Annotated in this window: 17 protein-coding genes and 1 pseudogene; 10 read left to right on the top strand and 8 right to left on the bottom strand. The window is 69.7% G+C overall.

The annotated features are described in order from the left end of the window. Nucleotides 1-3: 3 nt before the first annotated feature. On the bottom strand, nt 4-1,737 hold the full coding sequence (sucB, locus tag ADBZ6K_RS02625; RefSeq protein WP_526344243.1) for a 2-oxoglutarate dehydrogenase, E2 component, dihydrolipoamide succinyltransferase: 1,734 nt from the start codon (nt 1,735-1,737) through the stop codon (nt 4-6). 180 nt (nt 1,738-1,917) lie between these two features. On the opposite strand from sucB, the gene ADBZ6K_RS02620 reads away from it, so the two are divergent. Further along, complete coding sequence (locus ADBZ6K_RS02620; protein WP_526344242.1) at nt 1,918-2,271, top strand: oxidoreductase; 354 nt, start codon at nt 1,918-1,920, stop codon at nt 2,269-2,271. An 87-nt stretch (nt 2,272-2,358) separates the two neighbouring features. Next, nucleotides 2,359-4,098: pseudogene (locus tag ADBZ6K_RS02615) on the top strand (SDR family oxidoreductase); the annotation flags it as partial. Nucleotides 4,099-4,125: 27 nt separating this feature from the next. Here the strand turns inward: ADBZ6K_RS02615 and ADBZ6K_RS02610 are convergent. Further along, a complete protein-coding gene (locus ADBZ6K_RS02610) occupies nt 4,126-5,661 on the bottom strand; it encodes a leucyl aminopeptidase (RefSeq protein ID WP_526344241.1) in 1,536 nt (511 codons plus the stop codon). Between the two features lie 71 nt (nt 5,662-5,732). Here ADBZ6K_RS02610 and gcvT point away from each other — a divergent pair, with 71 nt between their 5' ends. Together gcvT and ADBZ6K_RS02600 are read left to right on the top strand one after the other, a co-directional pair. Beyond that, nucleotides 5,733-6,830 (top strand): glycine cleavage system aminomethyltransferase GcvT, encoded by a 1,098-nt coding sequence (gene gcvT / locus ADBZ6K_RS02605; RefSeq protein ID WP_526344363.1) that lies wholly within the window; start codon nt 5,733-5,735, stop codon nt 6,828-6,830. A gap of 49 nt (nt 6,831-6,879) precedes the next feature. Then, nucleotides 6,880-7,986: a branched-chain amino acid aminotransferase gene (locus ADBZ6K_RS02600; RefSeq protein WP_526344240.1), complete on the top strand. Its 1,107-nt coding sequence runs from the start codon at nt 6,880-6,882 to the stop codon at nt 7,984-7,986. Here the strand turns inward: ADBZ6K_RS02600 and ADBZ6K_RS02595 are convergent. Genes ADBZ6K_RS02595 through ADBZ6K_RS02580 form a run of 4 tightly spaced genes read right to left on the bottom strand, consistent with a single transcriptional unit; the run spans nt 7,979 to nt 10,992 of the window. Next, nucleotides 7,979-8,698 carry an adenosylcobinamide-GDP ribazoletransferase gene (locus tag ADBZ6K_RS02595; protein ID WP_526344239.1) on the bottom strand — a complete coding sequence of 240 codons (720 nt, stop codon included), beginning with the start codon at nt 8,696-8,698 and terminating at the stop codon, nt 7,979-7,981. The genes ADBZ6K_RS02600 and ADBZ6K_RS02595 overlap by 8 nt on opposite strands. Beyond that, on the bottom strand, nt 8,695-9,750 hold the full coding sequence (cobT, locus tag ADBZ6K_RS02590; RefSeq protein WP_526344238.1) for a nicotinate-nucleotide--dimethylbenzimidazole phosphoribosyltransferase: 1,056 nt from the start codon (nt 9,748-9,750) through the stop codon (nt 8,695-8,697). Before cobT ends, ADBZ6K_RS02595 begins: the two co-directional genes overlap by 4 nt. Beyond that, nucleotides 9,740-10,306 (bottom strand): bifunctional adenosylcobinamide kinase/adenosylcobinamide-phosphate guanylyltransferase, encoded by a 567-nt coding sequence (gene cobU, locus ADBZ6K_RS02585; protein ID WP_526344237.1) that lies wholly within the window; start codon nt 10,304-10,306, stop codon nt 9,740-9,742. Before cobU ends, cobT begins: the two co-directional genes overlap by 11 nt. Before the next feature lie 14 nt (nt 10,307-10,320). After that, nucleotides 10,321-10,992, bottom strand: coding sequence for a DUF3043 domain-containing protein (locus ADBZ6K_RS02580; RefSeq protein ID WP_526344236.1), 672 nt, complete (start codon nt 10,990-10,992; stop codon nt 10,321-10,323). A gap of 185 nt (nt 10,993-11,177) precedes the next feature. Here ADBZ6K_RS02580 and ADBZ6K_RS02575 point away from each other — a divergent pair, with 185 nt between their 5' ends. After that, nucleotides 11,178-11,540, top strand: coding sequence for a HesB/IscA family protein (locus ADBZ6K_RS02575; RefSeq protein ID WP_526344235.1), 363 nt, complete (start codon nt 11,178-11,180; stop codon nt 11,538-11,540). Between the two features lie 13 nt (nt 11,541-11,553). On the opposite strand, the gene ADBZ6K_RS02570 is transcribed toward ADBZ6K_RS02575, so the two are convergent. Continuing rightward, complete coding sequence (locus tag ADBZ6K_RS02570) at nt 11,554-12,216, bottom strand: Rv0361 family membrane protein (RefSeq protein WP_526344234.1); 663 nt, start codon at nt 12,214-12,216, stop codon at nt 11,554-11,556. A 155-nt stretch (nt 12,217-12,371) separates the two neighbouring features. Here ADBZ6K_RS02570 and ADBZ6K_RS02565 point away from each other — a divergent pair, with 155 nt between their 5' ends. After that, nucleotides 12,372-13,349: a carbohydrate kinase family protein gene (locus ADBZ6K_RS02565; RefSeq protein ID WP_526344233.1), complete on the top strand. Its 978-nt coding sequence runs from the start codon at nt 12,372-12,374 to the stop codon at nt 13,347-13,349. Here ADBZ6K_RS02565 and asnB read toward each other — a convergent pair whose 3' ends face one another. Next, nucleotides 13,350-15,296 carry an asparagine synthase (glutamine-hydrolyzing) gene (asnB, locus tag ADBZ6K_RS02560; protein ID WP_526344232.1) on the bottom strand — a complete coding sequence of 649 codons (1,947 nt, stop codon included), beginning with the start codon at nt 15,294-15,296 and terminating at the stop codon, nt 13,350-13,352. Between the two features lie 127 nt (nt 15,297-15,423). On the opposite strand from asnB, the gene ctaC reads away from it, so the two are divergent. The 4 genes from ctaC (at nt 15,424) to ADBZ6K_RS02540 (ending at nt 18,710) form a co-directional block, all read left to right on the top strand. Next, nucleotides 15,424-16,467, top strand: coding sequence for an aa3-type cytochrome oxidase subunit II (ctaC, locus tag ADBZ6K_RS02555; protein WP_526344231.1), 1,044 nt, complete (start codon nt 15,424-15,426; stop codon nt 16,465-16,467). Between the two features lie 8 nt (nt 16,468-16,475). Then, complete coding sequence (gene ctaF / locus ADBZ6K_RS02550) at nt 16,476-16,895, top strand: aa3-type cytochrome oxidase subunit IV (protein WP_526344230.1); 420 nt, start codon at nt 16,476-16,478, stop codon at nt 16,893-16,895. A gap of 199 nt (nt 16,896-17,094) precedes the next feature. Then, nucleotides 17,095-18,000, top strand: coding sequence for an MmpS family transport accessory protein (locus ADBZ6K_RS02545; protein ID WP_526344229.1), 906 nt, complete (start codon nt 17,095-17,097; stop codon nt 17,998-18,000). Next, nucleotides 18,000-18,710 (top strand): DUF2561 family protein, encoded by a 711-nt coding sequence (locus tag ADBZ6K_RS02540; protein WP_526344228.1) that lies wholly within the window; start codon nt 18,000-18,002, stop codon nt 18,708-18,710. The genes ADBZ6K_RS02545 and ADBZ6K_RS02540 overlap by 1 nt, the downstream gene beginning before the upstream one ends. Nucleotides 18,711-18,834: the final 124 nt, after the last annotated feature.

The following is an 18,834-nucleotide window of genomic DNA, read 5'->3' as shown; positions in this document are numbered from 1 at the left end:
GGTTCAGAGCCCCAGATCGGCCTCGAATGCGCCGTCTTCAAGCCGACGCTTGAGGGTGGTGACGAACCGTCCCGCATCCGCACCGTCGATCAACCGGTGGTCGTAGGTCAGCGGGAGGTAGCTCACCGAGCGTACGCCGATCGACTCGTTGCCGTACTCGTCGACGATCACCCGCGGCCGCTTGACGATGGCGCCGGTGCCGAGCATGGCCGCCTGCGGTGGGACCAGGATCGGGGTGTCGAACAGCGCGCCCTGGCTACCGATGTTGGTGATCGTGAACGTGCCGCCGGACAGCTCGTCGGGCCGCAGGTTGCCCGAGCGCGCCCGCGCGGCGATGTCGGCGATGGCACGCGCGAGCCCGCCGAGGGACAGGTCGCCGGCGTTGTGCACGACGGGGGAGAGCAAGCCCTGCTCGGTGTCGACCGCGAAGCCGAGGTGTTCGGCGTCGTAGTAAGTGATCTCCTTGCTGTCCTCGTTGTAGCTCGCGTTGACGTTCGGATGCGCCTTGAGCGCGTCGATCGCCGCCCGCGCGATGAACGGCAGGTAGGTCAGGTTGACGCCCTCGCGTTCGGCGAACGCCTTCTTGGCCCTGGCCCGCAGCGAAACGATCTTGGTCATGTCGACCTCGTGGACCTGCGTGAGCTGCGCGGTGCTCTGCAGCGATTCGCGGGTCTTCTTGGCCGTGATCTGACGGATCCGGTTGACCTTCTGGGTGGTGCCGCGCAGGTGGGCCAGCGCCGCGGCAGGTGCGGGCGCGGCGGCAGGCGCCTTTCCGGGGGCCGCGGCGGGGGCCGCGGCGGCCGGAGCGGGTGGTGCCGCCTTCGCCTCTGCGGCGGCCAGCACGTCCTGCTTGCGGACGCGTCCGCCCACGCCGGTGCCCTTCACCGTGGCCAGGTCCACACCGTGTTCGGACGCCAGCTTGCGCACCAGCGGTGTGACGTAGGGGCCGCCTTCGGACCCGGCGGGCTCGTCGGCCGCCTTCGGGGCGGGCGCCGGTTCGGGCTTGGGTGCTGGCTTGGGTTCGGGCTTGGGTTCGGGTTTGGCCTCGGCCACCGGCTCGGGCTTGGGCTCCGGCTTGGGTTCGGGCTTGGGCTCCGGTTTGGGTTCCGGTGCCGGCTTGGCGGGCGCCGCGCCGGCGCTGCCGACCTTGGCGAGCTCACCACCGACGGCGACGACGTCGTCCTCCGCGGCGGTGATCGACAGCAGCGTGCCCGCTACCGGGGACGGGATCTCGGTGTCTACCTTGTCGGTCGACACCTCGACGAGCGGCTCGTCGACCGCCACCTCGTCGCCGACCTGCTTTAGCCAGCGGGTCACCGTGCCCTCGGTGACCGACTCACCCAGTTCGGGCATCGTCACGGACGTGGCGTCGCCGCCACCGCCACCCGACGACTCCGCAGCCGGTGCGGGCTCCGCGGCGGCGGGCTCGGGCACCGGAGCCTCCTCGGCGGGCGCGGGTGCTTCCTCGGCGGCCGGGGCCGGCTGGCCGCCGTCCTCACCGGGCTCGCCGATCAGGGCGAGCTCACCGCCGATCTCCACGGTGTCGTCCTCCTGGGCGACGATCTTCGTCAGCACACCCGCCGCGGGAGAGGGGATCTCGGTGTCGACCTTGTCGGTGGAGACTTCGAGTAACGGCTCGTCCTGTTCGACGGTGTCGCCCTCTTGCTTGAGCCAGCGGGTGACGGTGCCCTCGGTGACGCTCTCACCGAGTGCAGGCATCTGAACGGAGATGGCCATGTGTCTTGACTCCCTCGAACAGTCATCAGTCGTACCGGGTCGAATAGGTTCGGCCCCATCCTGTCATGTTCACCCCTGCCTTTCGTGGCGGACCAGGCACTTGTTCCTCTGGCACTATCGAAGGAGGAAATGCCCCAGACTGCCCATGCTGGCAGCGGTGATAGGCGGAAGGTACGGCCGGTGGGAATGTTCGACAGGTTCCGGGTCCGCCGCGCGCCGCGCGGCACCGCGCATGACCCCGCCGCCGACCTGAAATACCTGCGCGATTGGGTTGCTGAGCACACCGGAGTGGAGGCGTTCGTCGAGCCGCGGACCACCGTCACCGACGTCACCGTGGTGCTGGTCGCCGCCGACGGCGAGTGGACCAGGCGGCGTGCCGGGGGAGACACCGGCGCGCGCCGGCTCAGTGACCGGCTGCGGATTCCGGTCTACGACGTCCAGAAGGTGGGCTACCCGCAGCGAATGCGCGATTACGATGCCCGGCGGCGGATCGAGCGTCGCCGGACCGCACGAGAGGAACTCGAGGACCGGTGACGCCGCGCGCCTGTCAGACTCCTCAGGCGCCGGTGGGAGATATTTGGGAGATATCGAAGTTCACACTGAATCGGCTGTGGAGGTCTGATGGCTACGGCGCCAGCGCGGGAAACCGCCCCGACATTCGTGGACAGTTCCGACGGGGTTCGCCTCGCGGCCTACGAGGAAGGCAACCCCGACGGGCCGACGGTCGTGTTGGTCCACGGCTGGCCCGACTCGCATGTGCTGTGGGACGGCATCGTCGCGCTGCTCGCCGACCGGTTCCGCATCGTCCGCTACGACAACCGCGGCGTCGGACGGTCCTCGGTGCCGGCGGCGGTGCAGGCGTATGCCGCCGAGCGCCTGGCCGACGACCTCGGTGCGGTGATCGACGCGTTCAGCCCCGGTCAGCCGGTCCACATCCTTGGCCACGACTGGGGTTCGATCCTGACCTGGGAGTATCTGAGCCGCCCCGCCGCCGCCGAGCGCATCGCCTCGTTCACCTCGGTGTCGGGGCCGAGCGCGGACCACTACGCCGCGGCCATCTGGGCCGACCTGGCCCGGCCGTATCGGCCCGTCCGGTTCGGCCGTGCGCTGGGCCGGGCGCTTCGGCTGTCCTACATGATCCCGTTCTCGGTCCCCGGGGTGGGTCCGGCGGCCGTTCGTGCGCTGCTCGCCGGACCGCGCGGTAAGGCCGCGCTGACCGACGGTGTCCCTGCCGACCAGCGCCACCGCGCCGATACCGTTGCGTCCGACGCCGCGAACACGCTCAAGATCTACCGGGCGTTGGCCGCGCGCGGGCCACGCGCGTTCCGGACCGACCATTACGTCGGCGTGCCGGTGCAACTCATCGTCAACACCGCCGACCCGGTCATTCCGCCGAGCGGTTTCGAGAACGTCTCCCGCTACGTGCCGCAGCTGTGGCGACGCGACATCAAGGCCGGCCATTGGTCACCCCTGTCGCACCCGGCGGTGCTCGCCCGGTCGCTCGCGGAGTTCGTCGACCACATCGCCGGGGCCCCGCCCGCGCGCGGCCTGCTGCGCGCCCAGGTGGGCCGCCCCCGCGAACCATTCGGCGACACATTGGTTTCCGTGACCGGCGCGGGCAGCGGCATCGGCCGCGAGACGGCGTTCGAGTTCGCAAGGCAGGGCGCCGAGATGATCGTCAGCGACATCGACGAGGCCAGCGCCAAGGACACCGCGGCCCAGATCGCCGCGCGTGGCGGGGTGGCCCACGCCTACGTGCTCGACGTCTCCGATGCCGATGCGGTGGAGCGCTTCGCCGACGAAGTCTGCGCCACCCACGGCGTGCCCGACATCGTCGTCAACAACGCCGGAATCGGGCATGCGGGCCGGTTCCTGGACACCCCGCGCGAGCAGTGGGACCGGGTGTTGGACGTCAACCTCGGCGGGGTCGTCAACGGCTGCCGGTCCTTCGCCCGGCGGCTCGTCGAGCGCGGCACCGGCGGGCACATCGTCAACGTGGCGTCGATGATGTCGTACTTCCCGCAGCAGTCGCTCAACGCCTATTGCACCTCCAAAGCCGCGGTCTACATGTTCTCCGACTGCCTGCGCGCCGAACTCGACGCCGCCGGAGTGGGGCTGACCACCGTCTGCCCCGGCGCCATCGATACCAACATCGTCAGCACGACGCGGCTGGATGCGCCCGCGGCAGGCGGCGGGGACGTCGAGGGCCGCCGGGAGCTGTTCGAGAAACTGTTCGCCGCACGCAAGTACAGCCCGGACAAGGTCGCCAAGGCGATCGTCGCGGCGGTGCGCAAGGACAAACCGATCCGCCCGGTCGCCCCGGAGGCCTATCTCGTCTACGGCGTCGCCCACGCCCTGCCGATTCAGCCGCGAGCGGCTGGGTCCGATTCAGCCGTTGGCAACGACATCCTCCAGGACGGCGAACATCGTCCTGGTCGGCACACCCGTACCGCCCTTTCCGGTGTAGCCCCACGGACCGCCGGTGTTGTAGGCGGGCGCGGCCACGTCGATGTGCGCCCACTGCACACCGTCGGCGACGAACTCGCGCAGGTATATCCCCGCGACCAGCATGCCCGCGTATCGGGAGCCGCTGACGTTGGCCAGGTCGGCGACCGTCGACTTCAGATCGTCCTTGAGTTCCTCGGGCAGCGGCATCGGCCAACCGTTCTCGCCCACCTCCTGGGACAGCTTTGCGACGCGATCACGGAACTCGTCGCTGCCCATCACACCCGGGGTGCGGGCGCCGAGCGCGATGGTCTGCGCGCCGGTCAGCGTCGAGGTCTCGATCAGATAGTCGGGATTGTCCTCGCAGGCCCGCACGATGGCGTCGGCCAGGATCAGCCGGCCCTCCGCGTCGGTGTTGAGGACCTCGACGGTGATGCCGCCGTAGTGCTCCAGCACGTCGCCGGGCCGCTGCGCCGTTGCCGACGGCATGTTCTCGGCCATCGGAACGGTCGCGATCACATCAATCGGCAGCGCCTGCTGTGCTGCGAGCACCACCGTCGCGATGACCGCGGCGGCCCCGCCCATGTCGGAGGTCATGTGATGCATGTTCGCCGCCGGCTTGATCGAGATACCGCCGGTGTCGAAGGTGATGCCCTTACCCACCAGCGCCACCGTCTTGCCGGCCTTGGCACCCCTGGCGCCCTTCTTGGCGCCCCGGTGGATCAGCCGCACCAGCCGCGGTGGCCGCGACGACCCCTGGCCCACCCCGATCACTCCGCCGTAACCGGCTCGCGCCAGCGCCTTCTCGTCGAGCACATCGACCTGCAGGCCCGCCGCTTCACCCAACTCCTTGGCCCGCTTGGCGAACTCGGCGGGGAACAGATGGCTGGGGGGAGTGTTGATCAGGTCCCTGGCGGTGGCCACCGCGGCGGCGATGTCGACCGCGCGCTGGGCGGCCGCCTTGGTGGCGGCCTTGGCATCCGGGGCCAGCACCGTGATCTTGCGCAAACCGCGGTCCTTGGGTGCGGTCTTGTCGCTGCGGAACTCGCTGAACCGGTAAGCGCCGAGGATGAGGCCCTCGATCGTCGCCTCGAGATCCAGTTCCGACAGGGTGGTGATCGCCGACTCGGTGCCGTTGAGCGAGCGCGCCGCCACCCCGGCGGCGCGCCGGATCAGATCGGAGGACCAGGAGTCGCGGGACTTACCCAGCCCCACGGTGAGCACACTGCCCACGGCCAGCGACGGCGCCACCAGCCGCACCACTTGCTCGGTGCCGCCCTTGGCACCCAACGCTTCCAGCGCCACCTCGATCTCACCCGTCGCCTCGGCGTCGAGGAAGGAATTGGCCACGACGGTGGGCGGCCCGTCGTCGGCGCCGCTCACCACGGGAACGATCAGCACCGCAGCGCTCGCGCCGCGTTTGGGTACCGAGGTCGCGATGGTCACGGACGGGGGCTGGTATCCGGTTGCGGTGCTCACGGCTTCACCCTAATCACCCGGCGATAGGGTTGGGCGCTATGAATGACCCGGTGAGCGACAGTGCGAGGGGTATCCAGCCCGAGATCCAGCACGGCCCCCTCGACGAGCGCCACCGCCAACTCGGCGCCAGCTTCGCGGAGTTCGGCGGCTGGCTCATGCCGGTGTCCTACGCGGGCACGGTCGGCGAACACACCGCCACCCGCAACACCGTCGGCCTGTTCGACGTCAGCCACCTGGGTAAGGCGCTGGTGCGTGGCCCCGGCGCAGCGGAGTTCGTCAACACCGCGCTGACCAACGACCTCGGCCGCATCGAACCGGGTAAGGCGCAATACACGTTGTGCTGCACCGATTCCGGCGGCGTGATCGACGACCTGATCGCCTACTACGTAGCCGACGACGAGATCTTCCTCGTGCCCAACGCCGCCAACACCGCCGCCGTCGTCGCCGCACTGGCCGAGAAGGCCCCCGCCGGGCTGACAGTGACCGATCTGCACCGCTCCTACGCCGTGCTGGCGGTGCAGGGACCCAGGTCCACCGAGGTGGTCGGCGGGCTGGGGCTGCCCACCGACATGGACTACATGGGCTTTGCCGACGGTGAGTTCGCCGGCGTGCCCGTGCGGGTGTGCCGCACCGGATACACCGGCGAGCACGGCTACGAACTGTTGCCCCCGTGGGACGGGGCCGGGGCCGTCTTCGACGCCCTCGTGGAGGCCGTTCGCGTCGCGGGCGGCGAACCGGCGGGCCTCGGCGCCCGCGACACCCTTCGCACCGAAATGGGTTACCCGCTGCACGGTCACGAGCTCTCGCTGGACATCTCCCCGCTGCAGGCGCGCTGCGGCTGGGCGGTCGGCTGGCGCAAGGGCGCGTTCTGGGGACGCGACGCGCTGCTCGCCGAGAAGCAGGCGGGCCCGCGGCGGCTGCTGCGCGGCCTGCGCGCGGTGGGCCGCGGCGTGCTGCGGCCCGGATTGACGGTGCTCGACGGCGACGCCCCGGTCGGCGTCACCACGTCGGGGACCTTCTCCCCGACGCTGAAAGTCGGCATCGCGCTGGCATTGTTGGACAGCGCCGCCGACATCTCCGACGGCGCGCAGGTGTCGGTCGATGTCCGGGGCAGGCTGATCGAGTGTGAGGTCGTCAAGCCGCCGTTCGTGCAGGTGCGCACCCGCTGAGCCGATGCGGCCGACAAAAGCGGTGGCGCTGCGGATATAGACTGGCGTGATGACTGACGGCCCACTCGAGTTCACCGTTGCGCGCAATGCGAATCCGGCGAGCGACGAGGTACGTGCCGCGATTCTGGGCAACCCCGGCTTCGGCCGCTACCACACCGACCACATGATCTCGATCGACTACGTCGAGGGCAAGGGCTGGCACAACGAGCGGGTAATCCCGTACGGCCCCATCGAACTCGACCCGTCGGCGATCGTGCTGCACTACGCGCAGGAGATCTTCGAGGGCCTCAAGGCCTACCGGTGGGCGGACGGCTCCGTCGTCTCATTCCGTCCGGAGGCCAATGCCGCGCGGCTGCGGTCGTCGGCCAGGCGCTTGGCGATACCGGAGCTGCCCGAAGAGGTGTTCATCGAGTCGCTGCGGCAGCTGATCGCCGTCGACGAGGCCTGGGTGCCGCCCGCCGGCGGTGAGGAATCGCTGTACCTGCGGCCGTTCATCTTCGCCACCGAACCTGGCCTTGGGGTCCGTCCCGCCGACGAGTACCGCTACCTGGTGATCGGCTCACCCGCGGGTGCCTACTTCCCGCGCGGCATCAAACCCGTCAGCGTGTGGCTGTCGACGGAGTATGTCCGGGCCTGCCCCGGCGGCACCGGCGCGGCCAAGTTCGGCGGCAACTACGCCGCGTCGCTGCTGGCGCAGGCGGAGGCCGCCGACAACGGCTGCGACCAGGTGGTGTGGCTGGATGCGACGGAGCGCCGGTTCGTCGAGGAGATGGGCGGGATGAACCTGTTCTTCGTCTTCGGCAGCGGCGGAACTGCGCGGCTGGTCACCCCCGAGCTGTCCGGCTCGCTGCTGCCGGGGATCACGCGGGACTCGTTGCTGCAGTTGGCAACCGACGCGGGCTTCGCCGTCGAGGAGCGCAAGATCGACGTCGAGGAGTGGCGCAAGAAGGCGGCCGCCGGTGAGATCACCGAGGTGTTCGCGTGCGGTACCGCCGCGGTCATCACGCCGGTGTCCCACGTCAAGTACGGTGCCGGTGAATTCACCATCGCCGACGGCGAACCGGGTGAGGTCACGATGGCGTTGCGTGACACGCTGACCGGCATCCAGCGCGGCACCTTCGCCGACACGCACGGCTGGATGACCCGCCTCAACTGATCGCGAAGCCGATCAGCGTCAGGGTGACGGTCACCTCGACCGCCGCTCCCAGCACGTCGCCGGTGATGCCGCCGAAGCGGCGCACACAGTGGCCCACCAGCAGCGTGCCGCAGACCAGCGCGACCAGCACGGCGATCGGGCCCTGCCAGGGCCGCGGGCAGGCGAAGACGGCGGCCCCGGCGACGACCAGCACCCAGGCGAGGGCGACCGGCGTCGGCTGCGTGCCAGCGACCCCGCCGCCCAGTGCACTGCCCTCGGCCGCCGGAACCGGCCGTCGGCACGCCAGCACCGCGGCCACCCGGCCCGCCGTCACCGCCACGACGACGGCCGCGAAGCCGATGACGCCGGCGGGCAACTCGGCGAGCGCCATCGCCTGGGCCCCGAGCGGACCGGCCGAACCGTCACGCATCACCGCCAGTGCCCGCGCAGGCGGGCCGTAGCAGCCGAGGCCGTCCACGGTGTCGGCCAGCCCGTCGATGTGCAGACCGCGGGTGACCAGCAGCAGCACCCCGACGGTCAGCACGCCGGCCAGCGGGCTGCCCGCACCGAACGCCGACGAGCAGACCCACAGCGTCGCCGCCCCGACCGCCCCGACCGCCGCCCCGGCCACCGGCAGTGCGGTCAGGACGCCCCTTCCCGGCGCGCCGGTCGTCCCCGCCGGGGTGGGCAGCACGGTGCCGAACCCGAAAGCGCCGGTGACCGAACGGATCACGTCGCGACGCCGGCCTCATCGAACGTCGCCATCGACGCCAGCGTCGCGACCGCCGCCCGCAGGATGGGCAGCGCAACGGCAGCGCCGGTACCCTCGCCCAACCGCATGCCGAGGTCGACGATCGGGGTGAGCTCGAGGCGCTCCAGGGCGATCGCGTGTGCGGGCTCGGTGGATCGGTGTCCGGCCTGCCACCACGATCGCGCCCCCGGCGCCAGGCGGTCGGCGATCAGCGCCGCGGCCGTCACCACCAGACCGTCGAGCAGCACGGGTGTGCGGCGAACCGCGGCCTGAGCGCAGAACCCTGCCATCGCCGCCAGATCGGCTCCGCCGCAGACCCGCAGCAGGCCGACCGGATCGGTCCCGACGGTGCGGGCGCGGTAGAGCGCGTCGCGGATCGCGGCCGTTTTGCGGGCCCAGCCCCCGTCGTCGATGCCGGTGCCCCGACCGATCACCGCGACGGGCTCGGTTCCGGTCAGCGCGGCGATCAAAGTCGTTGCCGGCGTGGTATTTCCGATGCCCATATCGCCTGCGATCAACAGGTCGGCACCGGAGTCGACCTCGTCGTCGGCGATCCGACGTCCCGCCTCCAGCGCGGCGACGGTCTCCTGCGCGCTGAGCGCATCCTCGACGGCGATGTTGCCGCTGGCGCGGCGCACCCGGTACGCGCCGATCGACTCCGAGAGCGGCTCGTCGGTGTTCACGGCCATGTCGACCACGCGCACCTCGGCGCCCGCGAGGTCGGCCAGCACGTTGATCGCCGCCCCACCCGCGGCGAAGTTGGCCACCATCTGGCCGGTCACCTCGGGTGGATAGGCCGACACCCCCGCGGCCGCGACACCGTGGTCCCCGGCGAACACCACCACCCTGGCGCGGTGGAACTGCCGCGGCGGACAGACCCCCTGGCACGACGCCACCCAGACCGAGATGTCCTCCAGCCTGCCCAGCGCGCCGCGCGGTTTGGTCAGGATGTCCTGCCGCGCCAGCGCCGCCGCGGCCGCTGCCGGGTCGGGCGGCGTCACCGGCGGAAAGTCCGGTGAAAGGCTATCGGTCATCGCTCTCCTTGAGCTGGTCATCGCAGTCCTTGAGCGCAAGCGCCCGCCCGGCTACCACCAGCACCACCCGGTCGCACAGCGCCGCCAACCGCTGGTTGAGCGTGCCGAGTTCGTCGGCGAACCGCCGACCCGACTCGGTGGCGGGCACCACGGTCAGCCCGACCTCCGGGCTGACGAGCGCCAAGGGGGAGGCGAACTCGGCCACCGCCGCGATCAGGTCGGCGGTGTCCTCGGCGATGTCATGGTCGACGTCGGCGCCCGCCCATGCGCCGCGGCGGTCCATCACCGCGGTCAGCCAGCCGCCGACGTCGTCGACCAGCGTCGCCGCCGCGGGCGCCGCCCTGAGCTGGCGCGGCAGGTCATCGCTTTCGACCGTCGACCAGTGCGCTGGTCTGCGCCTCCGATGCGCGTCCACCCTCGCGGTCCACTCGGCGTCGAATCCGGACCCGGTGGCCACATAACGGACGGGCTCGGCGACGCCCACCAACCCGGCGATGGCGGACTCGGCCCACTGTGATTTGCCCGACCGGATACCGCCGAGCACCAGAACCCGCACGCTATACCCGTGCGTCAGACGACTTTGGTGCCGCGCTCGACCTGCGGCCTCGGAGCGCGCATCTTGCGCAGCTGCGACGCCCGGCTGGCGGCGTAAAAGCCCAGTTTCCAACCGGATTCGGTGTTGCCGGGGAACTTCTCGTCGACCGCGCGATTCACCTTGCGGGCGACGATGAACCCGTCGATCACCATGATCACCACGAGCCCGAGCATCGCGGGGGAGATCATCCGCTGCACCTCGACGGACGGCATCGCCAGCATGACGAAGATCAGGCCGAGCGCGACGGGCATGAACAGCCCGAGCAGGTTACGCCGGGCGTCGACGATGTCACGGGCGTACCTGCGCACCGGACCCTTGTCCCTCGGCAGCAGGGCGTCGTCCTCGCCGGCCATCATCCGTTCTCGGCGCTCGGCCATCACCGCGCGGCGCTCGACCCGCTCGGCCTTGCGTTCCTCCTTGCTGAGCTTCCGTCCGCGCAGCTCCTTGCGCCGGCGACGCGCCTCCGCCGACGTCTTCGGGGCGGGTGCCACCGGGCCGCGCTTGCGGCCGGCCTCGCTGCGCTTGGGGGTCGGCCTGCCCTTGGGGGCCGTGCCCGATCCCGACCCGGCGCCTTGGTCGGCAGCCGCGGTGGTCGAGGACTCGTCCTCGGAGTCGGAATTGTCCCTCTTACGGCCCAGCAGGTTCACGTATGTCAGGTTACTTTCCTCACCGCACCCGCAGGGCAGGGACCTCCGATCCGGCTGTGCCCGCGCTGTGTGCACAGCGCGGGCCGCGGAGAAATCGGGAATAGGGGCGAAACAAGGTACCGTTGATGAAGTGGGCACCACCCTTCGGTGGTCATGCCCCCGTGCACAGCATTTAGGGAGAAGGAATGACTGTTCAGGACGAGTCGGCCACCAGCACCGCCGCCCACGGCGTCATCCTGACCGACGCCGCGGCCACCAAGGCCAAAGCCCTTCTGGACCAGGAGGGGCGCGACGACCTGGCCCTTCGCATCGCCGTCCAGCCGGGCGGATGCGCCGGTCTGCGCTACAACCTCTTCTTCGACGACCGGGTGCTCGACGGCGACCTGACCGTTGAGTTCGGCGGCGTCGCACTGATCGTCGACCGGATGAGCGCGCCGTATGTGCAGGGCGCCTCCATCGACTTCGTCGACACCATCGAGAAGCAGGGCTTCACCATCGACAACCCCAACGCCACGGGCTCGTGCGCGTGCGGCGACTCCTTCAACTGACCCGCACCGGGGCTCAGTACTGAGCCCCGCTGCGCAGCAGGTACGAACACACCAGCACACTCTGGTTGGCGCCGCTGCCCTGGATCAATAACTGCGCCACGCCTTGCTCCTCGTCGTTGGGCGCAGGCTGTCCGCGCGTGGAACCCCTCGCGGGAGCGACCCGCATGGTGAACAGCACCTGCGCCTGGTAGTTCGACCACGGCACGATCTTGTCGATCGAGCTGACCTCGGCGCGGCTGAACTGTTTGCGGAACGCGTCGCCGGCCAGCGCCGCCAGTGCCAGATCCGAGCGCTTTTCCCTGACCTCGTCGAACAGCCCGCACATGGTGTGCCGGGCGATGGTCTCGTCGTCTCCGTCGGTCAGCGCGTCCAGGTAGTCCTGTATCGCGGCCCGGGCGGCGTGGTCGGTCAGCGGCCCGCCGGTCCGTTGTGCGTCATCGCGGGTAATAGCGAAGACGAGGGCGGTCGCCACCGCGCCGATCGCGGCGATCGCGACAATTGCTCCGACGATCGCCGGCCACCGCCGCCGCCTCGGGTAGTGAACTGGCGGCGGCAGCATCCCCGGATACGCCGATGCGACGTCGTCGGGGTACGGTTGCGCCGGTCCGGTTGGGGCATGCGGCGGCGGGAACTGCTGCCGGGGAAAGTGTTCGGGGTACGGATATGGGCCGGCCAAAAGAGTTCGCTCCCCGAAGTGGTTGATGAGATCGCCCGTCTACAGTGACCGGGCGGAAGCCTGTAGGCAGGTTAGCGCAAACCCGCCGACACCAACGGGACCGCTCGGCTGGGTAAGCTCATGCTGGCGCACTGATGAACGAAGGGTGACGGTACGTGACCATTGCGGTGACCGGCTCGATCGCGACCGACCATCTCATGCGATTCCCCGGGCGGTTCTCTGAGCAACTTCTCGCCGATCACCTGCAGAAGGTCTCGCTGAGCTTCCTCGTCGACGACCTGGTCATCCACCGTGGCGGAGTGGCAGGCAACATGGCCTTCGCGGTCGGGGTGCTCGGCGGCGACGTCGCCCTCGTCGGCGCGGCAGGCCGGGACTTCATCGACTACCGGCGCTGGCTGGAATCGGCGGGCGTCGACTGTGCGAGCGTGCTGATCTCGGATACCGCCTACACCGCCCGTTTCGTCTGCACCACCGACGAGGACATGGCACAGATCGCGTCGTTCTACCCGGGCGCGATGTCACAGGCCCGCGACATCTCCCTCGCCGATGTCGTGTCCCGGATCGGCACACCGGAATTGGTGATCGTCGGTGCCAACGACCCCGAGGCCATGTTCCTGCACACCGAGGAATGCCGGGGACTGGGCCTGACGTTCGCTGCGGACCCGTCGCAGCAACTCGCGCGGCTGTCAGGTGAGGAGATCCGCAGGCTGATCAACGGCGCGGGCTACCTGTTCACCAACGACTACGAGTGGGATCTGCTGCTCAACAAGACCGGCTGGAGCGAGGCTCAGGTGATGAGCCAGATCGGTCTGCGGGTGACCACGCTGGGTTCCAAAGGCGTTGACGTGGTAGGCGCCGACGGCACGTTCATCCACGTCGGCGTGGTGCCGGAGAAACACCGCGAGGATCCGACCGGCATCGGCGACGCGTTTCGGGCGGGCTTCCTGACGGGTCGCAGCGCCGGTCTGGGGCTGGAGCGTTCGGCGCAGCTGGCGTCGCTGGTCGCGGTGCTGGTCCTCGAGGCGCCGGGCCCGCAGGAGTGGCAGTGGGACCGGCAGGAGGCGGTGGCGCGGTTGGCCGACGCCTACGGCGCCGAGGCAGGCGAGGAGATCGGCGCGGCGCTCGGCGCCTGACTACAGCTGCACCGGATACTGCGGCTCGCTGATCTGCGGGGTCACGCTGCCTTCGACGAAGATCGCGTGCCACAGCATGAAGATCAGCGCGGTCCACAGTCGCCTGCTGTGATCACTGACACCGGCGCGGTGCTCGTCGAGCATGGTGCGGACCGCGGCGATGTCGATCAGATCGCCCGCCTGCGACGACCCGGCCATCGCATGGGCCCACTCCAGCAGCTCCCCGGCGCGCAGCCAGTGCCGGATCGGCACAGGGAAGCCCAGCTTCGGCCGGTTCAGGACATGCGCAGGCACGATCGGCTCCAACGCGCGCCGCAGCGCGAACTTCGTCGTCGCCCTGGTGATCTTCTGGTCCAGCGGCAGCCGTGCGGCCACCGCGAACACCTCCGGATCCAGGAACGGCACGCGTAGCTCCAGCGAGTTGGCCATGGTCATCTTGTCGGCCTTGACCAGGATGTCGCCGCGCAGCCAGGTGAACAGGTCGATGTGCTGCATCCGGGCCACCGGATCCCAGCTCGCCGATTCCGCGTAGATCGGGGCGGTGATGTCGGTGTGTGTCCAGTCCGGGTGGAACCGCCGCAGTACCGCCCTCAGCTGATCGTCGGAGAAGCTGCGGGCGTTGCCGTAGTAGCGCTCCTCGAGCGTCAGCGACCCGCGGTGCAGCAGACTCTTACCGCGCAGGCCCTCGGGCAGGGGAGCCGACATCTTGCCCACCGACTTGCGCAGCCGCCGTGGCAGGTAGTCGAACGGTTTCAGGGATAGCGGTTCCCGGTAGATCGTGTAGCCGCCGAACAGTTCGTCGGCGCCCTCGCCGGATAGCACCACCTTCACGTACTTGCGCGCCTCCCGGGCGATGAAGAACAACGGCACCAGCGCGGGGTCGGCCACCGGCTCATCGAGGTACCACACGATCTCGGGCAGCGCGGCGACGAACTCGGCCTGCCCGACCACCCTGGTGACATGCCTGGCCCCGATCGCCTCGGCCGACGCCACCGCGACGTCCACCTCCGAGAAGCCCTCGCGTTCGAAGCCGGTGGTGAAGGTGATCAGCCGCGGGTTGTGGCGCATCGCCAGCGCCGCGATGGCGGTGGAGTCGATCCCGCCGGACAGGAACGCCCCCACCGTCACGTCGGCGCGCATGTGCTTGGCCACCGAATCCTCGAGCACCGCGGTGATCTCGTCGTAGCGGGCCTGCTCGCCCCCGGCGGCGAACGGCCGCGCGGCGAACCGCGGCACGAAATAGCGCGTGGTCTGCGGCGGCACGCCCGGCCGCAGGCGGACGTAGCTGCCCGACTCCAGCCTGCGCACCCCCCGGTGCAGCGTTTCGGGCTCCGGCACGTACTGCAGCACCGTGTAGTGCTGCACCGCGCGCTCGTCGACGCCGAGGTCGAGGCCGAGGATCGGGGCCAGGTCCAGCAGGCACTTCTTCTCGCTGCCCACCGCGGTGCCCCCGGGGCCGGTCGCCATGAACAGCGGTTTGATTCCGAAGGGGTCGCGGGCGCAGAACAGCTCCTGCTCGACGGTGTCCCACAGCGCGAATGCGAACATGCCGCGCAACCGGGTCAGCGCGTCGGCGCCCCAGAAGTGGTAGGCGGCGACGATCGCCTCGCCGTCGCCGTCGGTGGCGAAAGTGGCCCCGTGGCCGGCGGCGAGTTCCTCTCGCAACTCCAGGTAGTTGTAGATCTCGCCGTTGAACACCAGCACGTAGCGATCGGGTGCCTCGGGCGGTCCCCAGCGCAGCGGCTGATGGCTGTGCGCGATGTCGATGATCGACAACCGATTGAAGCCGAGCGCCACGATCGTGTCGCCGGCGTCGTCCGACCACGTGCCCGGTTCGTCGGGCCCGCGGTGCCGCATCAGGTGTGTCGCACCGGAAACCGCCTGGACAACGGCATCGCGGGACACATCGGCGGACGGGTTACGCAGGAAGGCCAGCAGTCCGCACACCGGGTCAGTATGCCTAATCCCGAGGTGTACCGAGACCCGCACCCGGCGGTGGTCTACGCTGCGTAGTATTCGCATGCGCGACTGACCGCTTGCGGTCGATTTCCACGGACTTCTAGGAGGCGCCGACGTGACACCTCACAGGCTCAAGGTGGTGGCACGGGGAATCGGACTGACAGTGGTCCTGGGCGCGACGGCGTTCGTGCTGTCCGGCTGCACCTGGTCGGACGCCCTCGGCCTCGGCTGGCCGAAGGGCATCACGCCGGAGGCCCACGTGAACCGCGAGCTGTGGGTCGCGTCGGTCATCGCCGCGCTGGTCGTGGGCGTCATCGTCTGGGCGCTGACGTTCTGGACCACGGCGTTCCACCGCAAGAAGGCGACAGACACCGAACTGCCGCGGCAGTTCGGCTACAACATGCCGCTGGAGCTGGCGCTGACCGTGACGCCGTTCCTCATCATCTCGGTGCTGTTCTACTTCACCGTGGTGGTGCAGGAGAAGATGATGCACAAGGATCCCAATCCCGAGGTGGTGATCGACGTCACCGCCTTCCAGTGGAACTGGAAGTTCGGCTACCAGAAGGTGAACTTCGCCGACGGCACCTTCACCTACGACGGCGTCGACAACGACCGCAAGGCCGCGATGGAGTCCAAGCCGGAGGGCGTCGACGAGCACGGCGAGGAGCACGTCGGAGCGATCAAGGGCCTCAACCCCGAGGACCGCACCTACCTGAACTTCGACAAGGTCGAGACCCTGGGCAGCAGCAGCGAGATCCCGGTGCTGGTGCTGCCTTCCAACAAGCGCATCGAGTTCCAGATCGCCTCGGCCGACGTCATCCACTCGTTCTGGGTGCCCGAGTTCCTGTTCAAGCGCGACGTGATGCCCGACCCGGAGGCCAACAACTCCGACCACATCTTCCAGGTCAGCGAGATCATGGAGACGGGCGCCTTCGTCGGCCGCTGCGCGGAGATGTGCGGCACCTATCACGCGATGATGAACTTCGAGGTCCGCGTCGTGGAACCCAATGACTTCAAGGCCTACCTGGAGGAGCGCATGGGCGGCGCGACCAACGCCGAGGCGCTGCGGGCGATCAACCAGTCGCCGCTGGCGGAGACCACCTCCCCGTTCGACACCCGCCGTGGTGAGCGGGTCCCCCAGCCCGTTGCGAGCAAGTAGGGAAATCCATGCACATCGAAGCCCGGTTGTTCGAGTTCCTCACCGCATTCTTTGTGCTGGCAGCCGTCGTGTACGGGGTGCTGACCGCTCTGTTCGCCACCGGCGGACTTGAATGGGCGGGCACCACCGCCCTGGTGCTCACCGCAGGGCTGACGCTGCTCGCCGGCACCTTCTTCCGCTTCGTCGCCCGCCGGCTGGACACCAGGCCGGAGGACTATGAGGACGCCGAGATCGCCGACGGCGCAGGGGAGCTGGGCTTCTACCCGCCGCACAGCTGGTGGCCGATCATGATCGCGCTGTCCTTCTCGACCGCCGCTGTGGGTGGTGCGCTGTGGTTGCCCTGGCTGCTCGTCGCGGGCATCGTCTTCGTGCTGGCCGCGGTGTCGGGTCTGGTGTTCGAGTACTACATCGGCCCGGAGAAGCACTGACCCACAGCGCTTCCGCCGCTGTCCTCGGCACCCACCTGCGGGGCCGTCCAAGGTCACAATCGAGACGTCAGTTGAGCGCACCCCCCGCGCTGCTCACGCGCTCCTTCATCACGGTTGGGTAGTGTTGCCGGGGCGAGGTTGGCACCATAGGCCACGACCACGACAGCGCCGGTGAAGTAGTCGAGAAGGATAGGCGTAGATGAGCGGGCCGAATCCCCCAGGGCCGGACTCTCCGGGGCCGCAGGACCCCGAGCGGGAGCAGGGCAAGCACGCCGCTCCGGAGGACGAGCCGACCGAATACGTCACGGGCGGTAACGACGCGCCGCGCACCGGCGAGACGGACTTCCTCTCCCAGGCGTATTCGGCGCCTGAGTCCGAACAGTTCATCAGCGGCCCCTATGTGCCCGCCGACCCGGCGCTGTACGACTACGACAGCTATGACCCCGACGTCGCGGTGGTCGACCAGCCGCCGCCGCCCCGGTGGCCGTGGGTGGTTGGGGTCACCGCGATCATCGCGGCGATCGCACTCGTGGTGTCGGTTTCTTTGCTGGTGACCAGCCCCGACAGCGACAACCTCGCGACGCCGCAAACCAGCACGACGACGTCCCCGCCGCCGGTTCAGGACGAGATCACCACCACGACTCCGCCCCCCGCGGTGGAGCCGCCGCCACCGCAGCCCCCTCCGCCGACGGAACAGCCGCCGCCACCGCCTCCGCCGGAGACGGTGACGGTGACGCAGGAACCACCCCCACCCCCTCCGCCCCCGCCACCGAGCGAGGAGCCGCCCCCGCCGCCGCCGCCCGCTGAGCCACCGGTGAATCCGGCTCCGGCCGGACCGCGCCAGGTGACGTATTCGGTGACCGGAACGAAGGCGCCCGGCGACATCATCACCATCACCTACGTCGAGCCGTCGGGGCGCAGGCGCACGCTGCGCAACGTCTACATACCGTGGTCATTCACCGTGACCCCGATCTCGCAATCGGACGTCGGTTCGGTGCAGGCGTCCAGCCTGTTTCTGGTGAGCAAACTCAACTGCTCGATAACCGCAAGTGACGGCACTGTGCTGTCCTCCAACACCGCCAACTCCGCACAGACCAGCTGCTGATGGCACCCGACACCGACATCACCTCGGAACGCCCGCGGTCCACCGCCGTCGTCGCGCGCGGCCCGCTGGACAATATGGATAATCTGGACCGCATCCTGCTGGGCGCCTGTGCCGCCGGCTGGTTGGTGGCGCTGGGCGCGGTGGTGGCCGCCACGGTCGCGCTGGTGGACCTGGGCCGCGCGGGGTCCGAGACTCCGCAGACATCGGACACGCCGTGGCTGCTGTACACGGTCATCGCGGTCTCGGCGGTGGTGATCGCCGGCGCGGTCCCTCTGCTGCTGCGTGCGCGACGCTCCGCGATCGCCGAGCCGCCGGCCGTCCAGGCCGCCGCGCCCGCCGCGGATCCGGCGGTTCGCGGGGGAGAGGCGCCCACCGAGAAGCTACAGACGCTGCGGATGAACCAACTTCCCACCGCCCACCGCCCCGGTTACACGCCCGCACCCCGCCGCGCCGGACTCCCCGCCCCGCTGGTGACCGCGATCGACCGCATTTGGCTGCGCTGCGCGCTCGGCATCGGGTGTGCGATGGGCACGGCGATGGTGGCAGTCGGCGTCGGCACCTATCTGATGGCGGTGGACAAGACCATGGCGGCCTGGGTGGTCTACGGGGTCGCAGGAGCCATCATTGTGGGCATGCCAGCCATCCCGTGGTTCCATCTGCGTCAGCTGCGCGACGTGCTGGACGGCGCCAAGACCGAATCGCCTGCCTGATCATCCCGGCGGGATCCGGCCCGGCCGGGCGAGCGGGCCGCCCGCCACACGAATACGACCAACGAAACGGGCCCGCACAGCGTGTGCTGTGCGGGCCCGTTTCGCTTATGCGGAGCGACCGTCG

Source organism: Mycobacterium sp., from assembly GCF_044223235.1.
Lineage (GTDB): Bacteria > Actinomycetota > Actinomycetes > Mycobacteriales > Mycobacteriaceae > Mycobacterium.
This window is presented reverse-complemented; position numbering and strand designations above follow the sequence as displayed.

Coding starts and splice junctions, on each gene's coding strand:
- sucB (WP_526344243.1), bottom strand. CDS start 1,737: ATGGCCATCTCCGTTCAGATGCCTGCACTCGGTGAGAGCGTCACCGAG.
- ADBZ6K_RS02600 (WP_526344240.1), top strand. CDS start 6,880: ATGACTGACGGCCCACTCGAGTTCACCGTTGCGCGCAATGCGAATCCG.
- cobT (WP_526344238.1), bottom strand. CDS start 9,750: ATGACCGATAGCCTTTCACCGGACTTTCCGCCGGTGACGCCGCCCGAC.
- ADBZ6K_RS02575 (WP_526344235.1), top strand. CDS start 11,178: ATGACTGTTCAGGACGAGTCGGCCACCAGCACCGCCGCCCACGGCGTC.
- ctaF (WP_526344230.1), top strand. CDS start 16,476: ATGCACATCGAAGCCCGGTTGTTCGAGTTCCTCACCGCATTCTTTGTG.
- ADBZ6K_RS02545 (WP_526344229.1), top strand. CDS start 17,095: ATGAGCGGGCCGAATCCCCCAGGGCCGGACTCTCCGGGGCCGCAGGAC.
- ADBZ6K_RS02540 (WP_526344228.1), top strand. CDS start 18,000: ATGGCACCCGACACCGACATCACCTCGGAACGCCCGCGGTCCACCGCC.